This window comes from Streptococcus sp. 45 (genome assembly GCF_900108865.1).
GTDB lineage: Bacteria > Bacillota > Bacilli > Lactobacillales > Streptococcaceae > Streptococcus > Streptococcus ruminicola.
Map to the genome: position 1 here is coordinate 711,556 of NZ_FNXZ01000001.1, position 20,976 is coordinate 732,531.

Annotated in this window: 17 protein-coding genes; 8 read left to right on the plus strand and 9 right to left on the minus strand. The window is 38.7% G+C overall.

What is annotated here, in order from left to right; translation table 11 throughout:
- Positions 1-6 precede the first annotated feature (6 nt).
- Positions 7-1,311, minus strand: a complete 1,305-nt coding sequence (locus BMX18_RS03480; RefSeq protein ID WP_093815162.1) for an L-aspartate oxidase — start codon at positions 1,309-1,311, stop codon at positions 7-9.
- 335 nt (positions 1,312-1,646) lie between these two features.
- Here BMX18_RS03480 and nadA point away from each other — a divergent pair, with 335 nt between their 5' ends.
- Positions 1,647-2,567 (plus strand): quinolinate synthase NadA, encoded by a 921-nt coding sequence (nadA, locus tag BMX18_RS03485; RefSeq protein ID WP_074560883.1) that lies wholly within the window; start codon positions 1,647-1,649, stop codon positions 2,565-2,567.
- Between the two features lie 67 nt (positions 2,568-2,634).
- Here the strand turns inward: nadA and BMX18_RS03490 are convergent, their stop codons facing one another.
- The 3 genes from BMX18_RS03490 to zapA all read right to left on the minus strand — a co-directional run bounded on the left by BMX18_RS03490 (position 2,635) and on the right by zapA (position 5,920).
- Entirely contained in the window at positions 2,635-4,971 is a 2,337-nt protein-coding gene (locus BMX18_RS03490; protein WP_093815095.1) for an endonuclease MutS2, read from the minus strand.
- A gap of 88 nt (positions 4,972-5,059) precedes the next feature.
- Entirely contained in the window at positions 5,060-5,608 is a 549-nt protein-coding gene (locus BMX18_RS03495; protein WP_093815097.1) for a CvpA family protein, read from the minus strand.
- Between the two features lie 3 nt (positions 5,609-5,611).
- Entirely contained in the window at positions 5,612-5,920 is a 309-nt protein-coding gene (zapA, locus tag BMX18_RS03500) for a cell division protein ZapA (RefSeq protein WP_006531956.1), read from the minus strand.
- A gap of 119 nt (positions 5,921-6,039) precedes the next feature.
- Between zapA and rnhC the strand changes: the two genes are divergently transcribed.
- The 4 genes from rnhC to BMX18_RS03520 all read left to right on the plus strand — a co-directional run bounded on the left by rnhC (position 6,040) and on the right by BMX18_RS03520 (position 10,876).
- Complete coding sequence (rnhC, locus tag BMX18_RS03505) at positions 6,040-6,939, plus strand: ribonuclease HIII (protein ID WP_093815099.1); 900 nt, start codon at positions 6,040-6,042, stop codon at positions 6,937-6,939.
- A 16-nt stretch (positions 6,940-6,955) separates the two neighbouring features.
- Positions 6,956-7,549 (plus strand): signal peptidase I, encoded by a 594-nt coding sequence (gene lepB / locus BMX18_RS03510; protein ID WP_093815101.1) that lies wholly within the window; start codon positions 6,956-6,958, stop codon positions 7,547-7,549.
- A gap of 111 nt (positions 7,550-7,660) precedes the next feature.
- Entirely contained in the window at positions 7,661-10,120 is a 2,460-nt protein-coding gene (locus tag BMX18_RS03515; protein WP_093815103.1) for an SF1B family DNA helicase RecD2, read from the plus strand.
- A 255-nt stretch (positions 10,121-10,375) separates the two neighbouring features.
- Entirely contained in the window at positions 10,376-10,876 is a 501-nt protein-coding gene (locus tag BMX18_RS03520) for a hypothetical protein (protein ID WP_074602888.1), read from the plus strand.
- Between the two features lie 55 nt (positions 10,877-10,931).
- Here BMX18_RS03520 and dinB read toward each other — a convergent pair whose 3' ends face one another.
- The gene (gene dinB / locus BMX18_RS03525; RefSeq protein ID WP_074626849.1) at positions 10,932-12,023 is read right to left on the minus strand and encodes a DNA polymerase IV; all 1,092 of its coding nucleotides are present in this window, start codon (positions 12,021-12,023) and stop codon (positions 10,932-10,934) included.
- A gap of 216 nt (positions 12,024-12,239) precedes the next feature.
- Here dinB and pflB point away from each other — a divergent pair, with 216 nt between their 5' ends.
- Positions 12,240-14,564: a formate C-acetyltransferase gene (gene pflB, locus BMX18_RS03530; protein ID WP_074560890.1), complete on the plus strand. Its 2,325-nt coding sequence runs from the start codon at positions 12,240-12,242 to the stop codon at positions 14,562-14,564.
- A 60-nt stretch (positions 14,565-14,624) separates the two neighbouring features.
- Positions 14,625-15,062, plus strand: a complete 438-nt coding sequence (locus tag BMX18_RS03535; protein WP_074626823.1) for a GNAT family N-acetyltransferase — start codon at positions 14,625-14,627, stop codon at positions 15,060-15,062.
- A gap of 83 nt (positions 15,063-15,145) precedes the next feature.
- On the opposite strand, the gene BMX18_RS03540 is transcribed toward BMX18_RS03535, so the two are convergent.
- The 4 genes from BMX18_RS03540 to gla form a co-directional block, all read right to left on the minus strand.
- Positions 15,146-15,760, minus strand: a complete 615-nt coding sequence (locus tag BMX18_RS03540; RefSeq protein WP_093815105.1) for a DUF1269 domain-containing protein — start codon at positions 15,758-15,760, stop codon at positions 15,146-15,148.
- A 98-nt stretch (positions 15,761-15,858) separates the two neighbouring features.
- Positions 15,859-16,779 (minus strand): serine hydrolase domain-containing protein, encoded by a 921-nt coding sequence (locus tag BMX18_RS03545; RefSeq protein WP_093815164.1) that lies wholly within the window; start codon positions 16,777-16,779, stop codon positions 15,859-15,861.
- The gene (locus BMX18_RS03550; RefSeq protein WP_093815107.1) at positions 16,776-17,522 is read right to left on the minus strand and encodes a CppA family protein; all 747 of its coding nucleotides are present in this window, start codon (positions 17,520-17,522) and stop codon (positions 16,776-16,778) included. The genes BMX18_RS03545 and BMX18_RS03550 overlap by 4 nt, the downstream gene beginning before the upstream one ends.
- 173 nt (positions 17,523-17,695) lie before the next feature.
- Entirely contained in the window at positions 17,696-18,541 is an 846-nt protein-coding gene (gla, locus tag BMX18_RS03555) for an aquaglyceroporin Gla (protein WP_074868551.1), read from the minus strand.
- Positions 18,542-18,661: 120 nt separating this feature from the next.
- On the opposite strand from gla, the gene BMX18_RS03560 reads away from it, so the two are divergent.
- Positions 18,662-20,944, plus strand: coding sequence for a Xaa-Pro dipeptidyl-peptidase (locus BMX18_RS03560; protein WP_074868554.1), 2,283 nt, complete (start codon positions 18,662-18,664; stop codon positions 20,942-20,944).
- The last annotated feature ends 32 nt before the right edge of the window (positions 20,945-20,976 follow it).

Here is a 20,976-nt window from a genome sequence, read left to right on the forward strand (position 1 = left end):
CAACCATTAACCGATAACAGTTTCTAGTTGATTATTTTCTGTTAATTTTTCAACAACTATTTTTTTATAGTCGTCTGCCAAGATATCGTCATCTTGATAATCTAGCAAATCAAGCTCAGCCAAAGTTTTTGGAAGCACTGATACACTCTCATACTTAGCAACCAAGTCCTTAGCTGCACGTTTTGCAAAAACAAGACTTTCAAGAAGAGAATTACTTGCTAAACGGTTTTGACCGTGAACCCCATTACAAGCTGTTTCACCAACGGCATAAAGGAAGTCCATACTTGTCTTACTATGGTGATTAACCTTGATACCACCCATGAAATAATGCTGTGCTGGCACAACTGGAATACATTCTGTGAATGGGTCGTAACCAGCCTCACGACAGTGTGCCAAGATATTTGGGAAATGTTCTTCCAATTCTTTTTTCGGAATGGTACGCAAATCTTCCCAGACGTGGTCTGTCCCGTCTTTTTCCATTTGTTTTAAAATGGCTTGTGCTACCACATCACGCGGTTGCAATTCATCGACAAAACGATTCATATTTTTATCGTAAAGAAGAGCTCCTTCACCACGAACGGACTCAGAAATCAAGAATGAACGTTCTTTTGGATTTTCTTGGTAAAGGGTTGTTGGGTGAATTTGTACATAAGACATGTCCTTAAGCTCAATATCATGTTTTAGGGAAATAGCTAGCGCATCACCAGTCAAATGCTTGAAGTTAGTACTGTTTTTGTACAAACCACCTACACCACCACTGGCAAGTACAGTCACATCAGCTGTGATTTTTTGCAAATCACCATTTCCAAGACGGACCACACCACCATAACAACGGTTATCTTCTTCCAAGATATCAAGAAGACAAGTGTGTTCCATCAAGGTAATATTTGGACGTTTTTTGACCGCAGCTAACAGTCTACTTGTGATTTCTTTACCTGTAGTATCTTGGTAAAAAAGAATACGTTTATCAGAGTGAGCACCTTCACGAGTGAAAGCAAGGTTACCATTTTCATCACGTTGAAAATCAACACCGTAACCAATCAAATCTTTGATAACATCAGGTGATGACTTAATCATCAAATCAACAGAAACCTTGTCATTTTTGTAGTGACCAGCACGCAAAGTATCTTCAAAGAATGAGTCGTAATCTGAATCATCTTTTAACATACAGATACCACCTTGAGCTAAAAATGAATCACTGTGTTCTAATGTATCTTTAGAGATAATAGTAATTTGAAGTTCTTGTGGCAAATTAAGGGCCGTATAAAGTCCTGAACAACCACTACCGACAATAAGTACATTTGTTTTCATACAAACCTTCTTTTTTAACGATTGTTGAATAAACAATCCATTTGGCGAGTCAGATAAAAAAAGAAATCCTAGAATACCATCATCAACTGACCTAAGCATAAACTTCTCATTTTCTGTATGATATCAATGCGAGGCTTACTTAAATCAGTCTTTAGGAACTTTTTCAATCAACTCTTATCAATTAAAATCATACGACTTAGAACATATTTTACCACCAATCAAGACACCTGACAAGACACCTAACTAAAATTTATTTGCAGGTGTCTTGACACCTTCTTGACTCGGTACTATAATATATAACTAAGACAATCCTAGGAGGATCCCATAAACATATAATGAATACAAGAGAGATGCAAGACGAAATTTTACGTCTCAAAAAAGAAAAAGGGGTTTGTATTTTAGCACACGCCTACCAAAGTCACGACATTTGGGAAGTTGCCGATTTTGTAGGCGATTCTTTTGCTTTAAGTAAATATGCTGCCAAAGCACCACAAGATACCATCATGATGTGTGGGGTGCGCTTTATGGCAGAAACCGTTAAAGTTTTATCACCGGAAAAAACAGCTCTTCTAGCAAACCCAATGGCTGGTTGCCCAATGGCCGCTCAAATTGATAAAAAAATCGTTACTTGGCTAAAAGATGCTCACCCAGACTACACTACCGTTGCTTATATCAACACCACTTCAGAAGTGAAAACAATGGTCGATGTCTGCGTCACATCTTCTTCAGCTGTTAAAATTATCAACAACATTGACAACGATAAAATCCTTTTTGTCCCTGACCGCAATCTTGGGCAATGGGTCGCTGAACAATGTCCTGATAAGCAATTTGAATTTTTCAAAGGTGGTTGTCCGACACACATGCGCATGCGTAAACGCGATGTGCTCAGAGCACGTGAAGCTCACCCAAATGCTAAAGTACTGGTTCACCCAGAATGTCTAGCTGAGGTTACTGAGTTGGCAGATTTTGCTGGAAGTACTACAGAAATCATGGCTTACGCTAAAAATAGCACTGACAAAGAATTTATCATTGGTACTGAAAGCAGTATTGTTGAGCATTTACAATTTGAATGCCCTGATAAACGCTTCTACCTTCTATCAACTGAATGTGTTTGTCACAACATGAAAATGACAACTCTAGCTGATATTTACAACTGTTTACTTGGACGAGCAGGTGAAGAGATTGAGCTTGACGAAGACACTATCAAAGGTGCTCGTCATGCGATTGACCAAATGATCCTGCTTGGACAAAAATAAATTATTTGCATTTTCTACATACAAAAACTCTTCCCAATATGGGAAGAGTTTTTTATTTTCAGTTTCATTAACCTAAATTTGCAATGGTACATCCGCTGCCACCTGCGTTTTGTGGGGCATAGCCAAATGATTTGACGTGCTTGTTGCGACGAAGGTATTTTGTGACACCTTCACGGATAACACCTGTTCCGATACCGTGAATGATATCGACTTGAGCCATGTTGTTAAGCAAGGCTTGGTCGATAAATTCGTCCAATTCTTGCATGGCTTCTTCGTAGCGTTTGCCACGCAAATCAAGTCGCGCACGTGGTCCAGCAGATTTCTTGCTTTTCTTAACCACATGAACTTGTTTTTTCTTAGGTTTTTGCGCTTCTTCTTGAACTTTGACAAGGCTAAATTCGTCTTCTTTAAGCGTCATCTTAATGAGACCAACTTGCGCTTCCCATTTACCGTTTTTCGTTTGGTTAATCAAGGTTCCGCGTTGACCATAAGCTGTGACGATAATATCATCACCCACGCGCGGTGCACGCAATTTCTTAGCTTTCTTAAGAACTTTATTTTTCGATAAATCAACTTCAGGCGCCAATTTTTTCAACTGACTTTTAGCTTCAATAACTTCATGTGGTTTAAGGCTTGCTTTGTGGTGAAGATTTTTAAGGATTTCTTCACTTTCAGCCATGGCTTTATCCACAATTTCTTGTGCCTTAGCAGAAGCTTTTTCAAGTTCTTTATCTTTGGCATGTGAGAATTCGTTGTAAAGTTTCTTGACTGCACGATTGAATTTAAGGTTATCTTGTTCAACTTCTTTGATATGGTCAAGACGTTTACGACTTTCATGCGTTTGTTCTTCCAAACGTTCGATGATGCGGTTAACATCCGTATCAGAATCCGTCAAACGCTCTGCTTCATTGACAATCACTTCAGCAAGACCAAGTCGGCGGGCAATTTCAAATGCATTTGAGCGTCCTGGCACACCTTGCATGAAATGATAAGTCGGGCTCAAAGTCTCTGTGTCAAATTCCATGCTGGCATTTTCAACAAACTCTGTCTCGATACCGTAAGCTTTCAACTCAGGATAGTGGGTTGTCGCCATGGTTTTGACTTGCGTCAAACGCAAATGTTCCAAGATAGAAATGGCAAGACTTGCTCCTTCTTGTGGGTCAGTCCCTGCCCCCAATTCATCCACAAGAACCAAGCTATCTTTATCAGCTGCCGCCAAGATATCCACAATATTTGTCATATGGCTTGAGAATGTTGACAAGCTTTGCTCGATAGATTGTTCATCACCGATATCAGCAAAAATCTCATTGAAAACAGCCACTTTACTACCTTTGTCAGCAAGAATTGGTAGACCTGATTGCGCCATAAGCTGCGCTAATCCCAAAGTTTTCAACATGACGGTTTTACCACCAGTATTTGGACCAGTGATGACGATAACTGTCAATTCATCTAAGAAATGCAAGTCATTTGCGACTGGATTTGTCAACAGCGGGTGACGAGCTTGCAAGAGTTGCACAGTTTTATCTGTGGATAACTGCGGGACAACTGCTTTATTTTCTTGCATGAAGAGGAATTTTGCACGCACAAAATCCAAATGCCCCAAAACCCAAGCATTATTTCGAATAATATTAGTATGAGGGCGAAGCATATTTGACAATTCGCGTAAAATACGAGCCATTTCATGGCGTTCATCTGCGCGTAATTGTGTGATTTCTTCATTTAATTGCACCACAGCACGCGGCTCAATATAAACCGTACTTCCTGATGCTGAGATATCATGCACAACCCCTGAAATGCGATTGCGGTAGCTATTTTTCACCGGCAAAACCGCACGTCCATTACGGCTAGCAATCAAAGTCTCTGTCAAATGGTCAGCTTGCTTTTTCAAAATGTCCTGCAAGACTTGACGAACTCTGCTTTCATCATGATTGATTTGACGACGAATTCGGTCTAATTCATGACTTGCAAAATTCTCAATAAATCCACCATCGTTAATGGCTTGTAAACTTCCTTGCAGACTTGGCAAAAGTTCAATTTTCTCAAAAAGAGTATTTAAAGCCGTCAAGTTAACATTTTCCAAATCATTATAGAAATGCTTAACTTCTGCTGATACTTGCAAGATTTTCTTAATATCAATAATCTCTGAAACATTGACATCCGCATCTAATTCCAAGCGGCGCATGCTTTCAGAAATATCACGTAAACTGCCTAAACCAAAGCCATGTTGCTCAACAAAAATCTGCTCCATATCTGACATTTCAGCAAAAGAACGTGAGATACGGTCAGAATCTGTCATTGGAGCAAGCTTACGCAATTCATCTTGCCCTTGTTCAGTTTGTAAATAGCCAGCAAAAAGTTGCTTGACCTTATCAAATTCTAACTGTTCTAAAATTCTGTTATTCATATCACTATTATACCAAAACTTACCTTATTCTAGTGCTCTTTTAGCACGCTCATGTTCATACAAAAATAAGGGCTAAACGCCCTTCTTCTTATCCTAAAATGGCTGTTACCCAAAGTGCCTTAATAACACCTGTCAATGGTTGGAAATAATTAATAATCAAACGTGCAATCCAGCTGCTTGAGAGAAGATTTTGAACCATTGACATTGGGACTGTTGCAAGTAATGTCAAGACTAAACCGAAAAAGACTAGCGCTACCAAAACGGCTAAAACACCGCTAAAACAATTAAGCTTGACACTATCAAAATGGTGAACTGGTGCCAAATGCACCAAAATCCCTATAAAACGAAAGATGGCATAAACCAGCATGTAAATAGCTGTGAAAGCCACCCCAGCATAATAAACTCTATCTAAATCAAAAATATTAACGTCCGTGAAGAAATTCATGCTGGCACCTTGCCCTGCATTTGAGTAAGGAATCCATAAAGTAATCTCTTCAGACAATGCTTGATAAAAGCGGCTAGCCACGACTAATGACACAATACTTGCTACAAAATAATAAGCTTGCAAGATAATGCCACGTGAATAGCCAATGTAAAAATGCCAAGCTAAAATCAGCAAAATAAAAACTGATAACATATATTATTCCTCATCAGAATCAGATTTGCTGGCTTTCTCCTTAATATCGTCAATCGCCTCAGAACGGAGAGCCGTCAATTCTTTTTCCATTTTTTCAACTTCAATCTCACGACTAAGCTGAGTTGAAAGCGAATTGAGAGCCATCAAAATAGCAATCGTTTCATTATCAGCTTGTGGTAATTTTTCTTTGATTGTATTATATTTTTCTTTGGCTACACGCTCAACTTCCTCCATAAAGAGGTTATCCTTATCTGTTGTCAATGTGAGCGACTTTTCTCCAAAGACGAATTTATAACGATTTTTGCTTTCCATATAGTCACCTCCTTGACATTATACCTTAAAATAAACATTTCGTAAAATGAAAGCGTGAAAATCCCAGTTTCAACAGGCTATTTTGCCACCTTGTCATCTTTTTATGTTACAATAAAATTATGAATACAATTGTTATGAAACTAGGGAAAACTGACTTGCAAAACCTCACTAAAACACTGGCTGGCAAACAAGTCGCAAACAATAATCCCTACGTCACTTTTGCCGCAAAAGTAAATGGCGTCACAGTGCTTGTGTACACCTCTGGTAAAGTCGTTTTTCAGGGAAATGCTGCACAAGAAATCGCAAGCCAATTTGGCTATCAAGCGTCAGAAGACACACAAGATACTAAGGCTGGTCAAGCCATGCCTTTAATCGGCTCAGATGAAGTTGGCAACGGTTCTTACTTTGGTGGCTTAGCGGTTGTTGCTAGTTTTGTAACTCCTGATGACCACGCGCTTTTAAAGAAACTTGGTGTCGATGATTCTAAGAATTTAACAGATAGCAAAATTCGCCAAATCACCCCAATCTTAGAAGAGAAAATCAAGCATAAAGCTCTGCTATTGTCCCCTCAAAAATACAACCAAGTCGTCGGAAAAGGCAAGATGCATAACGCTGTCTCTGTCAAGGTTGCACTTCATAACCAAGCCATTTATCTGCTGCTGCAAGATGGTGTAAAACCTGAAAAAATCGTGATTGATGCGTTTACAAGCCGTCAAAATTACGAAAAATACCTCAAAAATGAGGTAAATCACTTTGATAATCCTCTAACGCTAGAAGAAAAGGCTGAAGGAAAATACCTAGCTGTCGCAGTTAGTTCCATTATCGCCCGTAACCTTTTCTTAGAGAATTTAGATAAGCTAAGCCAAGAAGTACAGTACAAACTCCCAAGTGGTGCTGGTAGCAAATCTGATAAAGTAGCTAGTCAAATTTTAGCAGCTTACGGCATGCCTGGTTTAGAACACACTGCAAAGCTCCACTTTGCAAACACCCAAAAAGCACAAAATTTATTAAAAAAATAACATCGAGGAACCAATTATGAAACAATTCATCAAAGAATGGGGACCCTTTATCCTCTTTTTCATCGCTCTTGGTCTTGTTCGTCTTTTCCTTATCCAGCCTGTGAGTGTTGACGGTCATTCTATGGACCCTACACTGGCTGATGGAGAACGCCTAATCGTTCTAAGAACTGCCAAAATTGATCGCTTTGATATTGTTGTAGCTAAGGAAAAAGAAGGCAACAAAACCAAAGAAATCGTTAAACGTGTTATCGGACTCCCAGGTGACACCATTACCTATAAAGATGATGTTCTTTACGTCAACGGTAAAAAGACAAGTGAACCTTACCTGGACAAGTACCAAAAAGCTTTTGAAGATGATGATTTACAAGACATTTACTCTTACAACACCTTATTCCAACAACTAGCTGAAAACTCTGATGCCTTCACCACTGCTAAAGACGGCAGCACTGAATTTACCGTCAAAGTTCCAAAAAATCAGTATTTCTTGCTTGGAGATGACCGCATCGTTTCAAAAGACAGCCGTGAAGTTGGTTCCTTCAAAAAATCAGCTATCGTCGGCGAAGTCAAATTCCGCTTCTGGCCACTCTCAAAAATTGGAGGCGTCAACTAAATTCAACGAAGACTTAACTCACACGAGTTAGGTCTTTTTAATGCGATGTTTGTCTATCACATTGGCGAATGATATAATAAAGCCACTATAACAATCAAGTAAGGATGACTTATGGAATACTTCTTTTCTGGCACTATTGACCGTATTATTTTTGAAAATGCCAGTAACTTCTTTAAAATCATATTACTCGAAATCGAAGATACCGATTCTGACTTTGATGATTTTGAAATTATTGTCACAGGAACCATTGCTGATGTCATCGAAGGTGAAAATTACACCTTCTGGGGAGAATTAACCCAGCATCCAAAATATGGTGAACAGCTAAAAGTTACCCGATACGAGCGAACAAAACCAACGTCTTCTGGACTCATCAAGTACTTTTCAAGCGACCACTTTAAAGGCATCGGTAAAAAGACAGCTGAGAAAATTGTCCAACTCTATGGTGATGATACGATTGATAAAATTCTAGAAGACCCAAGTAAGCTCGAGAGTATTTCAGGACTATCTAAAGAAAATCGTGACAATTTTGTTGCCAAATTAAAGCTCAACTACGGAACTGAGCAAATCCTCTCAAAACTTGCCGAATACGGCTTAACCAATCGTGTGGCTATTGATATTTTCAATCATTATAAGGAAGAAAGTTTAGAGATTATCCAAGAAAATCCTTATCAACTGGTCGAAGATATTCAAGGTATCGGCTTTAAAATTGCGGACCAGCTCGCCGAACAATTGGGGATTGAGGCAGATGCACCGCAGCGTTTTCGTGCCGCACTCGTTCATAGCTTATTTGAAACCTCGGTTGAAAATGGGGATACTTACGTTGAGGCGCGTGATTTACTAGAAAATGCTATTACCATTTTGGAAGAAGCCCGCCAAATTGAGCTAGACCCTGCTGCTGTTGCTAAGGAATTATCTACGCTTATCGCTGAAGACAAGGTGCAAAACATCGGCACAAAAATCTTTGATAACACACTGTTTTATGCCGAAGCTGGTATCAAGAAAAATCTAACACGCATCCTTGATACTCCATTAACTAAACAATTTTCAGACCAAGACTTACAAGAAGAAATTGAAGACATCGAAGACGCCTTTGGCATTTCTTATGACGCTGTCCAAAAAAATGCCATTAAAGAAGCTCTTCAAAGCAAAGTTTTCATTCTAACTGGTGGACCAGGGACTGGTAAAACAACTGTTATTAACTGTTTGATTGCTGCTTATGCTGATTTACACGGCATTGATTTAGAGAAGAAGGATATCCCAATTGTTCTTGCTGCACCAACAGGTCGCGCGGCACGTCGCATGAACGAATTAACTGGGCTTCCAAGTGCAACCATCCACCGTCATCTTGGCTTAAACGGCGACAATGATTATCAAGCCATGGATGATTATTTAGACTGTGATTTGATTATCATCGATGAATTTTCAATGGTAGATACTTGGCTAGCCAATCAGCTCTTTAGCTCCATTTCATCAAATACTCAAGTCATTATCGTTGGTGATAGCGACCAACTTCCATCCGTTGGCCCTGGGCAAGTGCTAGCTGATTTACTTAAAATCAAAACACTGCCGCAAATAGCACTGACAAAAATCTTTAGGCAATCTGAAGACTCAACCATTGTCACACTGGCTAATCAGATGAGACAAGGCGTCTTGCCAGCTGATTTTACCCAGAAAAAAGCGGACCGTTCTTACTTTGAAGCTGGTGCCCAGTATATTCCTGAGATGATTCCGAAAATTGTCAGCGCAGCTATTAAAAGCGGCATTAGCCCTCAAGAAATTCAAATTCTTGCGCCTATGTACCGTGGTGCTGCCGGCATTAACCGCCTCAATACAATCATTCAAGATTTGCTTAATCCACTCGGTGACCAATTATCATTTGCCTTTGGTGATATGAATTTCCGTAAAGGGGACAAAGTTCTTCATTTGATTAATGACGCCGAACTCAATGTCTTTAACGGTGATATCGGCTATATCACAGACTTGATTCCTGCCAAATACACAGAATCCAAACAAGATGAACTCTACATGTCTTTTGATGGGACAGAAGTGATTTACCCTCGTAACGAATGGCACAAAATCACGCTTGCCTACGCCATGTCCATCCACAAATCACAAGGGAGTGAATTCCAAGTAGTTATTCTGCCAATCACGCGCCAAAGTCGTCGTCTTCTACAACGCAATCTGATTTACACAGCTATTACCCGCTCTAAAAGCAAATTGGTCATGTTGGGAGAAATTGCTGCCTTTGACTACGCCATAAAAAACGAAGGTTCAAAACGCAAGACTTACCTCGTCCAACGCTTCACAGCAAATCCAGAAGAACTTGACAACTCAGAAACGATAGAAAATCCAGCCGAGGCAGAAGAAAGCAAAAATGAGCCAGATAAAGCAACTTCTTCTGCTCACGTTGAAGAAGAAAATTCCGAAAAAGTTGTTCAACTTAGCCTTGATTTTGACGAAGACAAACCAGATAACGTCAAAGAATACCGTCTAACAGAAGAAAATCTTCCATTTATTGATCCAATGATTGGTATCACTCAAGAAGATATCGAACAATTTTTCAAAAAATAAAAAGAAAAAACTAGGTTAATTTTGTACTAAATTCCTAGTTTTTCTTATGCATTTATTTTGTATAAATATAAATTTTCAGATGATAGAATAGCTTTACACTTAAAACATTTAGAGGCTTAAAACGATTTAATCCTTGAAACTAAAGGGTTTCTTGATATAACATCTCTTGACAGAAAAGTGTTTACATATAAGGAAATTGTGTTATAATATCTGTACTATCATAATAGGATTACCATTGTTTTTAGGAGGTTTGAAATGGTTTCTTATGAAAAAATTCGTCAATCTTTGCGTTCTTGGACGCTTTTTATCGCTTGGGTAAATGTTCTTGCTGCGCTAAGCAAAGTTTGGAGTGTTATTAGCCATTATATCGTCGTTAATAACCTTGATAAGTTTAAAGGACAACTTGATGCTGAGAAATTCCGAATTCTTGAAGCTTCTACCAATGTTGGCATTGTTATCATTGCAGTTATTGCTCTTGTTGTTAACATCATTGTAGCTGTTTTAGCATTCAAAAACTTATCAAAAATCAAAGACAATGCTCCAAGTTTATCACCTTACCGCATTGCCTTGATTTATACTGTTGTTTACAATCTTGCAAGCTTTGCCTTGAGTGTATATCTTAATATTCCACTTTCACCATTCAATATCGTTTTGCCACTTGTCTTTTTGGGGCTTTATGCTTATGTGTACAACAAAGCGGCACAGCTTTTAGGTAAAGAAGACGATGAGACTGATTCTGAAAGTGTTAATCAATAACTTTTAAGAAATCAAATACCGTCTCAGAACTTGAGCTAAGACGGTATTTTAATTTTTAAAAGAGATTTAATGGACGAATATTATCTTCTAATCCCGTGATAGTAACCCCAAGAAGACGCACACCAGATTTTGATTCTTCTAAGCTGTCAAATATCGCATGAGCAGCTTGGTCAATCACCTCAAAATCATTGGTGACATCATCTAGTGTTTTACGCTTGGTTAAAGTCGAAAAATCCGCGTATCGAACCTTCAAAACGACAGTGCGACCAACTTTATTATTTCGCATTAAGCTGTCCACAACTCGACGTGTATTTTTTGAAATCTCCGACTTAATATCAGCATCCTCGTACAGTAATTTACTGTAGGTACGTTCACTCCCAATAGATTTTCGAATACGATTGGGTCTGACTGGTGAATTTGAAATACCTCGCGCTTTACGGTACAAATCATAACCAAAGCGCCCGAAATGATCAATCAAGGTCATCTCTGGTATTTCTAATAAATCCGCCCCCGTAAAAACACCCATTTGATGCAGTTTTTCAACTGATTTTTTACCAACACCATGAAATTTTTCAATTGGTAATTTTTTCAAGAAATCCTGCGCATCTTCTGGCAATACTAAGGTTAAACCTTTCGGTTTATCATAATCCGAAGCTAGTTTAGCTAGAAATTTGTTATAAGAGACACCAGCTGAACAAGTCAGGTGAACTTCTTGCCAAATATCATATTGAATCATTTTAGCGATTTTAATCGCTGACTTGATGCCGCGTTTATTTTCAGTCACATCCAAGTAAGCCTCATCAATCGACATGGGCTCAACAAGATCGGTGTAACGTCTGAAAATCTCACGAATTTGCATTCCGATTTCTCGGTATTTCTGATAATTTCCAGAAATAAAAATAGCCTGTGGACAACGTTCGTAAGCTTCTTTTGAAGACATGGCCGAATGAACGCCAAATTTTCTGGCTTCATAGTTACATGTCGATACGACGCCTCGTCCACCTGTCTTACGCGGATCAGAGCCGATAATCACAGGCTTTCCTTTGAGGTCTGGATTATCCCTTTCTTCCACTGATGCAAAAAAGGCATCCATATCAATGTGAATAATTTTTCGAGAAGTGTCATTAATTAATGGAAAAATAAGCATCATCCAGTCCTTTCTGACTCTATTATAACAATTTTCATTGCTTTCAAGCAAAACTTACAAATTTCTAGTACAGTTACCCGAGTTTCTGAAACTGTACTAGAAAAGATTCTTGTTTTTTCCAATTTTTTCGCTTGGGAAAACGCTTCCTTTGTGCTAAACTTATACTTGTAAATGTAACAGATGACTTGTTACTAGAATTTAAGGAGAAATCTCATTATGGCGACTGTTAAAACAAATGCAGATGTTTTTGAAAAAGCCTGGGAAGGCTTTAAAGGTACTGACTGGAAAGAAAAAGCCAGCGTTTCTCGCTTCGTTCAAGCTAACTACACACCATATGATGGTGATGAAAGCTTCTTAGCACCAGCTACTGAACGCTCTCTTAAAATCAAGAAAATCATTGAAGACACTAAAGCTAAATACGAAGCAACTCGTTTCCCAATGGACACTCGTCCAACATCAATCGCAGATATTCCTGCCGGCTATATTTCAAAAGACGATGAATTAATCTACGGTATTCAAAATGATGAGTTGTTCAAATTGAATTTCATGCCAAAAGGTGGTATCCGTATGGCAGAAACAGCACTTAAAGAACATGGTTATGAACCAGATCCTGCTGTTCATGAAATTTTCACAAAATACACTACTACAGTAAATGACGGAATTTTCCGCGCTTATACATCTAATATCCGCCGTGCCCGTCACGCTCACACAGTAACTGGTCTTCCAGATGCTTACTCACGTGGACGTATCATCGGTGTTTATGCTCGTCTTGCTCTTTATGGTGCAGACTACTTGATGCAAGAAAAAGTTAACGACTGGAACGCTATCACTGAAATCGACGAAGAATCTATTCGTCTGCGCGAAGAAGTTAACATGCAATACCAAGCTCTTGGTGAAGTTGTTAAACTTGGTGACCTTTACGGTGTTGATGTCCGTAAACCAGCTATGAACGTTAAAGAAGCTATCCAATGGGTAAACATCGCCTTCATGGCCGTATGTCGTGTTATCAACGGTGCTGCTACTTCTCTTGGACGTGTGCCAATCGTTCTTGATATCTTTGCTGAACGTGACCTTGCTCGTGGTACTTTCACAGAATCAGAAATCCAAGAATTTGTCGATGACTTTGTCTTGAAACTTCGTACTGTAAAATTTGCTCGTACTAAAGCTTACGACGAACTTTACTCTGGTGACCCAACATTCATCACTACATCTATGGCTGGTATGGGTGCTGACGGTCGTCACCGTGTTACTAAAATGGACTACCGTTTCTTGCACACACTTGACAACATCGGTAACGCTCCAGAACCAAACTTGACAGTTCTTTGGACTGATAAATTGCCATATTCATTCCGTCGCTACTGTATGAAAATGTCACACAAACACTCTTCAATCCAATACGAAGGTGTAACAACAATGGCTAAAGACGGTTATGGTGAAATGTCATGTATCTCATGTTGTGTATCACCACTTGACCCAGAAAACGAAGAACAACGTCACAACATCCAATACTTTGGTGCTCGTGTAAACGTCCTTAAAGCCCTTCTTACTGGTTTGAACGGTGGTTACGATGATGTTCACAAAGACTACAAAGTATTTGACATCGAGCCAGTTCGTGACGAAATCCTTGATTTCGAAACTGTTAAAGCTAACTTTGAAAAATCTCTTGATTGGTTGACTTCAACTTACGTAGATGCTCTTAATATCATTCACTACATGACTGATAAATACAACTACGAAGCTGTTCAAATGGCATTCTTGCCAACTAAACAACGTGCCAACATGGGATTCGGTATCTGTGGTTTCGCTAATACTGTTGATACATTGTCAGCAATCAAGTACGCTACTGTTAAACCAATCCGTGATGAAGATGGCTACATCTACGATTACGAAACAACTGGTGATTTCCCTCGTTGGGGTGAAGATGACCCTCGTTCAAACGAATTGGCTGAATGGTTGGTAGAAGCATACACTACTCGTCTTCGTAGCCACAAACTTTACAAAAATGCTGAAGCTACTGTATCACTTCTTACAATCACTTCAAACGTTGCTTACTCTAAACAAACTGGTAACTCTCCAGTTCACAAAGGTGTTTACCTTAACGAAGATGGTACCGTAAACCTTTCTAAACTTGAATTCTTCTCACCAGGTGCTAACCCATCTAACAAAGCTCGTGGTGGTTGGTTACAAAACTTGAACTCTCTTGCAAGCCTTGACTTCTCATATGCTGCAGATGGTATCTCACTTACAACTCAAGTTTCTCCACGCGCTCTTGGTAAGACATTTGATGAACAAGTTGATAACTTGGTAACTATCCTTGATGGTTACTTCGAAAACGGTGGACAACACGTTAACTTGAACGTCATGGACCTTAAAGATGTTTATGACAAGATTATGAATGGTGAAGATGTTATCGTTCGTATCTCAGGTTACTGTGTAAACACTAAATACCTTACAAAAGAACAAAAGACAGAATTGACACAACGCGTCTTCCACGAAGTTCTTTCAATGGATGACGTTGCTGAAACTGTTGCTGCTAAATAATAAATATCGAAAAAGACTTTGTCAGTTGACAGAGTCTTTTTTTGTCCTTAAAATAGAGCTATGAAAATCAAACAAACCAGAAACACACTTTCAGATACCTACTTGGATGCCATGAAAATCCGTCAAATCGTTTTTGTAAAAGGACAAGGTGTTCCTTTATCTCTTGAAATTGATGAAAACGAAGCTTATTGCCTGCATTTTGTTCTTTATAATGACTTAGGAAATGCTGTCGCTACTTGCCGTATTTTGCCAAATCAAGACCACAGCAAAGCCACCTTGCAGCGTATGGCTGTTCTTCCCGACCAACAAGGAAAGCATTTTGGAAAACACCTTCTAGAAGAGGTCATCACTTTTTGTAAACAGCAAGGCTTTAAAGAAATAATTCTCCATGCGCAATTAACCGCAAAAGGCTTTTACGATAAACTTGGCTTTACTCCTTTTGGTGAAGAATTTGAAGAAGCAGGCATCCAACATATCAGCATGATGAAAACTTTATAAAATAAAAAAGCACTCCTGACCAAAAGTCAAGAGTGTTTATTTTTCACTGTTTAGAGATGAATAGTATATCTGACTGCTTAGAACTATTCTTTTCCTCTTAAGCGACGGAACTTAGCCTTAATGGCTTCTGCAATATCATTACCCTGTTCTTTTAAATGATTGACACGACGTTCATTCATGTCTTCTTGAACTTTATCAAAAAGTTCATCTTGAACTTGACCTGCAAGTTCAACTTCGCGAGCAAGGGCAACAGCATCCCAACGCATAATATTAGTCTTATAAGGAGCAAAGACATGGTTCAATATACTTTCGTCCTCTTCATGCACCAAAGCAATAACAGCAACATCGCCATCAAGTAGCTTAGTTGTCACTTCTTCAATCAAGCTATTGTCAGTAGCATCTGTCATACTACCACTCGCAGCACCAGCAAGACTTCCGATACCGTAGCCGATAATAACACCAATCGGTCCGCTCAAGATACCAATCAAACCACCGACAATGCCACCAATCGTTGCATATTCATGGCTGGTATCATCAAAATCAACAGAATCTTTGATTGTAATTTTACCATCTTCGTTCTTGACCAAGGCGATTTGTGCGATTTGGGTGTGGCTGTCTTGCTTGAAAGCTTTTAATTCTGAAAATGCTTGATAAGCTTCACTTTCAACATTGAAAACAACAGTAAGTACATCTGCCATAACCTTGTCCTCCTTTTCTCTAGTTACCTTCATTATAGCACTTTCACACTAAAAAAGCTGAGAAAAAGTAAAACGTTTTCACAAAAATAGCAATCTTTTTAAAAATTTTCCTGAATCCAGTTAGAAATTTTCTGACGTTCTTTAATCCAAAGCGGACGGTCATCGTAAGAATAGGTCCTATTAGTTAAAAAAATAGCCGCTTTTTGCTCTTTATGGTTAATAGCCACATAAGTCCCCGTATAACCCGTGTGGTCTAGCCAATCTCCTTCTTTATTCCAAGCAAGTGAACGTTCCTTATTAGCATGACTAAAGTTTTGCCAAATATCACGCGCAAAATCATCCGTCAGATAATGCTGACACAGCTTTTCAAGGTCAGCTAGATTAGAAAATAGCCCAGCTGAGCCAGCGTGATTTTTAAGCACCTTAGCTTTAGGGTCATGGACAACTCCGTCAGAAATCCCTGCTACCGTTGGCACAGCACCTTTAAACGGTCCAAAACCTGTCTTAGTCATGTCAAAAGGTTCAAAGACAGTTTCTTTGAAAATCTCATCTAAAGATTTCCCAAAAATACCTTCTAACATGAAACCAAGCAATAAAAAGTTAATATCTGTGTACAAGAAATCTTTTTTATCTTCTACTGTAATGTGATTAATAGCCTCTTTTAACTCCTTGGCATTAAGTGCATCACGATTCGGAATAAAAGGATTAATTCCACTGCTATGTGTTAAGAGCTGGCGAAGCGTCAGTTTTTCCTCATGAAAATCAGGATAATACTGCTTAAGCGGTGCATCAATATCTAACTTTCCTTCACGGACAAGTGAAATAACAACCGTTCCGACACCAACCACCTTAGATACAGAGGCCAGATCATAAACTAAACCAGAAACAACAGGAGTCTTACCATCAATCGTTCCAATATAATGCTCATTCCATTGATTGTCTTTAAAAAGAGCTAAACTAGCTCCATGATAAATATTGCGATCGATTTGATTATTGATAATGTCTAGCAAATCTGTCATTTGATAAACCAAATTTCAACTTGACTAGGATCCGAAAGAACCAAAACACTTTCTTTTTTATCTAAATAGATAGATTGTCCTTTAGCCTCTAAATAATCAGCCAAAGCTTTAAGATCGTAGTTCTTAGGAACCTTAAATTCTAGGATTTCCAAATCCCATGTTTTTTGAGGGTCAACAGTTAAATCTGCTCCATTTCCTTGTTCAAACTGAAGATCTAACGGCAATTTACCACCGAATACGGTTTGATAGAAGGCTTGTGTGCCAGCTTTGTCAGCAACATTAAGTGTTAAACTTTCAAAATGGAACTCAGAAACTTCTTTTAAATCATCATTTTCAGGAAATGTTTTGTTCTCAATTTCTCTTAATTCATGGATGTTATCTTCTGAATGCAAGAGGAAAAGGTCACCTTCTGGAGATACTGTCTCAAAAGCATATCCACGTTTACCTTTGAAAAGTCGTTCCACATCGATACCATTTCCTAAAATAGCTTCAATTTCATTTGCTTTAGGGATTTTAACAACGATTTTATTGATTTTCTTATCGCCTTGAACTGCACGTGTATCAGGTGCTGGTGATTCTTCAATAACGAAACGAGCATTTCGTTGTTTTGTTGAAAATACAGCAATAGCATTTTCTTCATTCACTAACTTAAAGCCTAATTTTTGATAAAAATCGATGTTATGATCACGATTGTTGATACGTAAAACGGGATGCCTAAACGTGACTCCGTTAAATAAAGTCATAATTATCTCCTCACAGTGTTTTTTGTTAGATTATGTTGTACAAGTTCTTACAAAAATAAGGACCGGGTCTTTTCTATTTTAGAAAAAAATAGTCAGTTTGACAAGAAATTATGCTCTCCAAGCTTAATAAAAAAGAACCCGAAGGTTCTTTTCTGGTTTATTATCTGGTTATCTTATAGGTATAAGAATTTGAACAAGGCAACTGCAGCAATACCAGCAAGGATTGGAGCTACAACTGGTACCCATGAATACCACCATTTAGAATCGCCTTTGTGTTCACCAAGAATTGATTTTGGAAGCAAAGCATGGACGATACGTGGACCAAGGTCACGTGCAGGGTTAAGACCAGGACCTGTAGGACCACCAAGTGAAGTTACAAGTGTCATAACAAGGAATCCGATACCCATGTGAGCAACAGCAAGTGAACCCGTAGTGTAAGGAGCAACTTGAGTTGCAGCTGTTGAAGCATCATAACCTGCAGCAGTCAATTGAGAAATCAATTGTGCACCAAAGTAGTTTTTAGTAAGAGCCATTGCACCAAAGAAAAGTACAAATGATCCAAGGAACTCGTTCAAGAAACCATTAACCCATGCAGCTTTGTGAGTTTCTTTTGTACCATCGTCAACAGCTGAGATAGTTGAGAATGAACCAAGGATAGCATTTGGGTTTTCAGTTTGAAGGTAGTATGGTTTGTGAACCATAACAACAAGCAATTGACCAAACATTGCACCAAGTACTTGAGCGATAATATATTGAGCAACGTGTGACCATTCAAACATACCTGAAACTGCAAGTGCAATTGTGAAAGCAGGGTTGATGTGGTTACCTGAAACGTTACCAAACATAAGAGCTGGCATCATAACACCAAAACCATAACCAAGAGCGATGATAACCCAACCTGAGTTGTGTCCTTTTGTACCTTTAAGATCAACGTTTGCAACAGCACCGTTACCAAGGATGATAAGAAGAGCTGTTCCAATAAATTCTGTGATGTATTTCACAGTCCATGAAAAGTCCATGTCTTTTTGTTTCCTCCAAAAAAAATATAGTTTAGACAACTAACATTTTATCAAGTATAATAGATAATGTAAAGGTTATCTGTAAAATTAAAACGTTTACTTTTAGAAGGAGAAATTTTCATGAAATATAACCAATTCTCTTACATACCAAGGCCTGCCGATGCTTGTGAACAAGAATTACAAGCTCTTGGATTTGAGCTTAACAAACATCAATCTGATAAAGAGACACTGGAGCACTTCTGTCGTAAGATTTTCTTTAATTATAAAGACACGGATTACCCACTTCACAATCTTATTGCAGATTTTGAGACAGATTTACTGACATTTTTCAAATCTGATCGTCCTCTAACGGCAGATATTTTTTATACCATCGCCCTTCAATTACTCGGATTCACACCACACGTTGATTTTACAGATACAACTGACTTTTTAGAGAAAATCGATTTTCCAATCAATTATCAAAAAGGACACGTTATTGAGGCCCTTTACCACCTCCTTGTTAGCCGCCAAAAAGGCGGAATGACTTTACTTGATGATTTAATCAGTAAAGGTCTGATTCCAGTTGATAATGATTATCATTTCTTCAACGGCAAATCTTTAGCGACCTTTGATACGAATGACTTGATTCGTGAAGTTGTCTACGTTCAATCTCCTCTTGATACCGATCAAGATGGACAATTGGATTTGATTAAAGTCAATATCATTCGACCAAATACCAAACATCACGTGCCAACCATGATGACAGCGAGTCCTTACCACGAAGGGACAAATGGCGTTGCTAACGACAAGAAACTTTACAAAATGGAAGGCGACTTAGCCATCAAATCTGCTGGTAAAATCAGTGTGGAGACACGTGACTTCGAGCCACTTGAAACTCCTGAGCTAGACCTTCCAGTCGGTGATGCTGAAGAAAGTTTTAGCTTTATCGATCCTTATACCTTGAATGACTATTTCTTAGCTCGTGGATTTGCTAATATCTACGTTTCTGGTGTGGGAACCGCTGGCTCAAATGGCTTTATGACAAGTGGTGACTACGCTCAGGTAGAAAGTTTTAAAGCTGTTATTGATTGGTTAAATGGCAGAGCAATCGCCTTTTCTAGCCATCGTCGTGATCAAAAAGTGCTAGCTGATTGGTCGAATGGTTTAGTTTGTACCACTGGTAAATCTTATCTTGGAACTATGTCAACTGCCCTTGCCACAACCGGCGTTGAAGGACTAAAAGTCATCATTGCCGAATCAGCTATTTCATCTTGGTATGACTACTACCGTGAAAATGGTCTTGTCTGCAGCCCTGGTGGTTACCCTGGTGAAGACCTCGATGTCCTTACCGAATTGACTTACTCACGTAATTTGCTTTCTGGTGATTATCTCCGTAACAACGCACACTATCAAGAACTTTTAGATGAACAATCTTCAGAACTTGATCGTACTTCTGGCGATTACAACCAATTCTGGCATGACCGCAACTATCTTCCACACGCTGATAAAGTTAAAGCTACTTGTGTTTACACACACGGTCTTCAAGACTGGAACGTTAAACCACGTCACATTTTTAACATTTTTAACGCATTGCCAAGCTCTGTTGAAAAGCATGCCTTCCTTCACAATGGAGAACATGTCTACATGCACAACTGGCAATCTATTGATTTTCGTGAAAGCATGAATGCTTTGCTCTCTCAAAAACTCTTAGGTCAAGATAATCACTTTGATTTACCAACTTTGATTTGGCAAGATAATAGTCAAGAACAAACTTGGACAAGCAGCTTAACACAATTTGGTAGTGCTAACCAAGAAACATTGCCTCTTGGAAAAGACCTTCAAATCATTGATAACCATTATGGTAAAGATGACTTTGAACGTTATAGTAAAAACTTCCGCACATTCAAGAGTGACTTATTTGCAGGAAAAGCAAATAACATTTGCCTTGATATTCCAGTTAACCAAGATTATCAAATCAATGGTCAGGTAACATTACATTTGACACTTAAATCAAGTGAAAATAAAGGTCTCTTGTCAGCACAAGTTTTAGACTATGGTCAGAAGAAACGCTTCAAAGATGTTCCAACCAATCGAGCTCTACATGCTATCGATAACGGCCGCAACTTCTCACGTGAAGCACTTAAAGAATTACCATTTGTCAAAACACAAGAACGTGTCATCACAAAAGGTGTTCTCAATCTTCAAAACCGAAATGATTTGCTAACAGTTGAAGACATCAAACCAAATGAATGGATGACACTTGATTTCACTCTCCAACCAAGCATCTATAAACTTAAAAAAGGTGATAATTTACGTGTCCTTCTCTACACTACAGACTTTGAACACACTATCCGCGACAATAGCAATTATATTTTAACCGTTGATTTAGACCAATCAAGCATTAGTCTTCCGGTAGAAAAATAATTATAAAAAGGTTGAACCCTAGGTTCAACCTT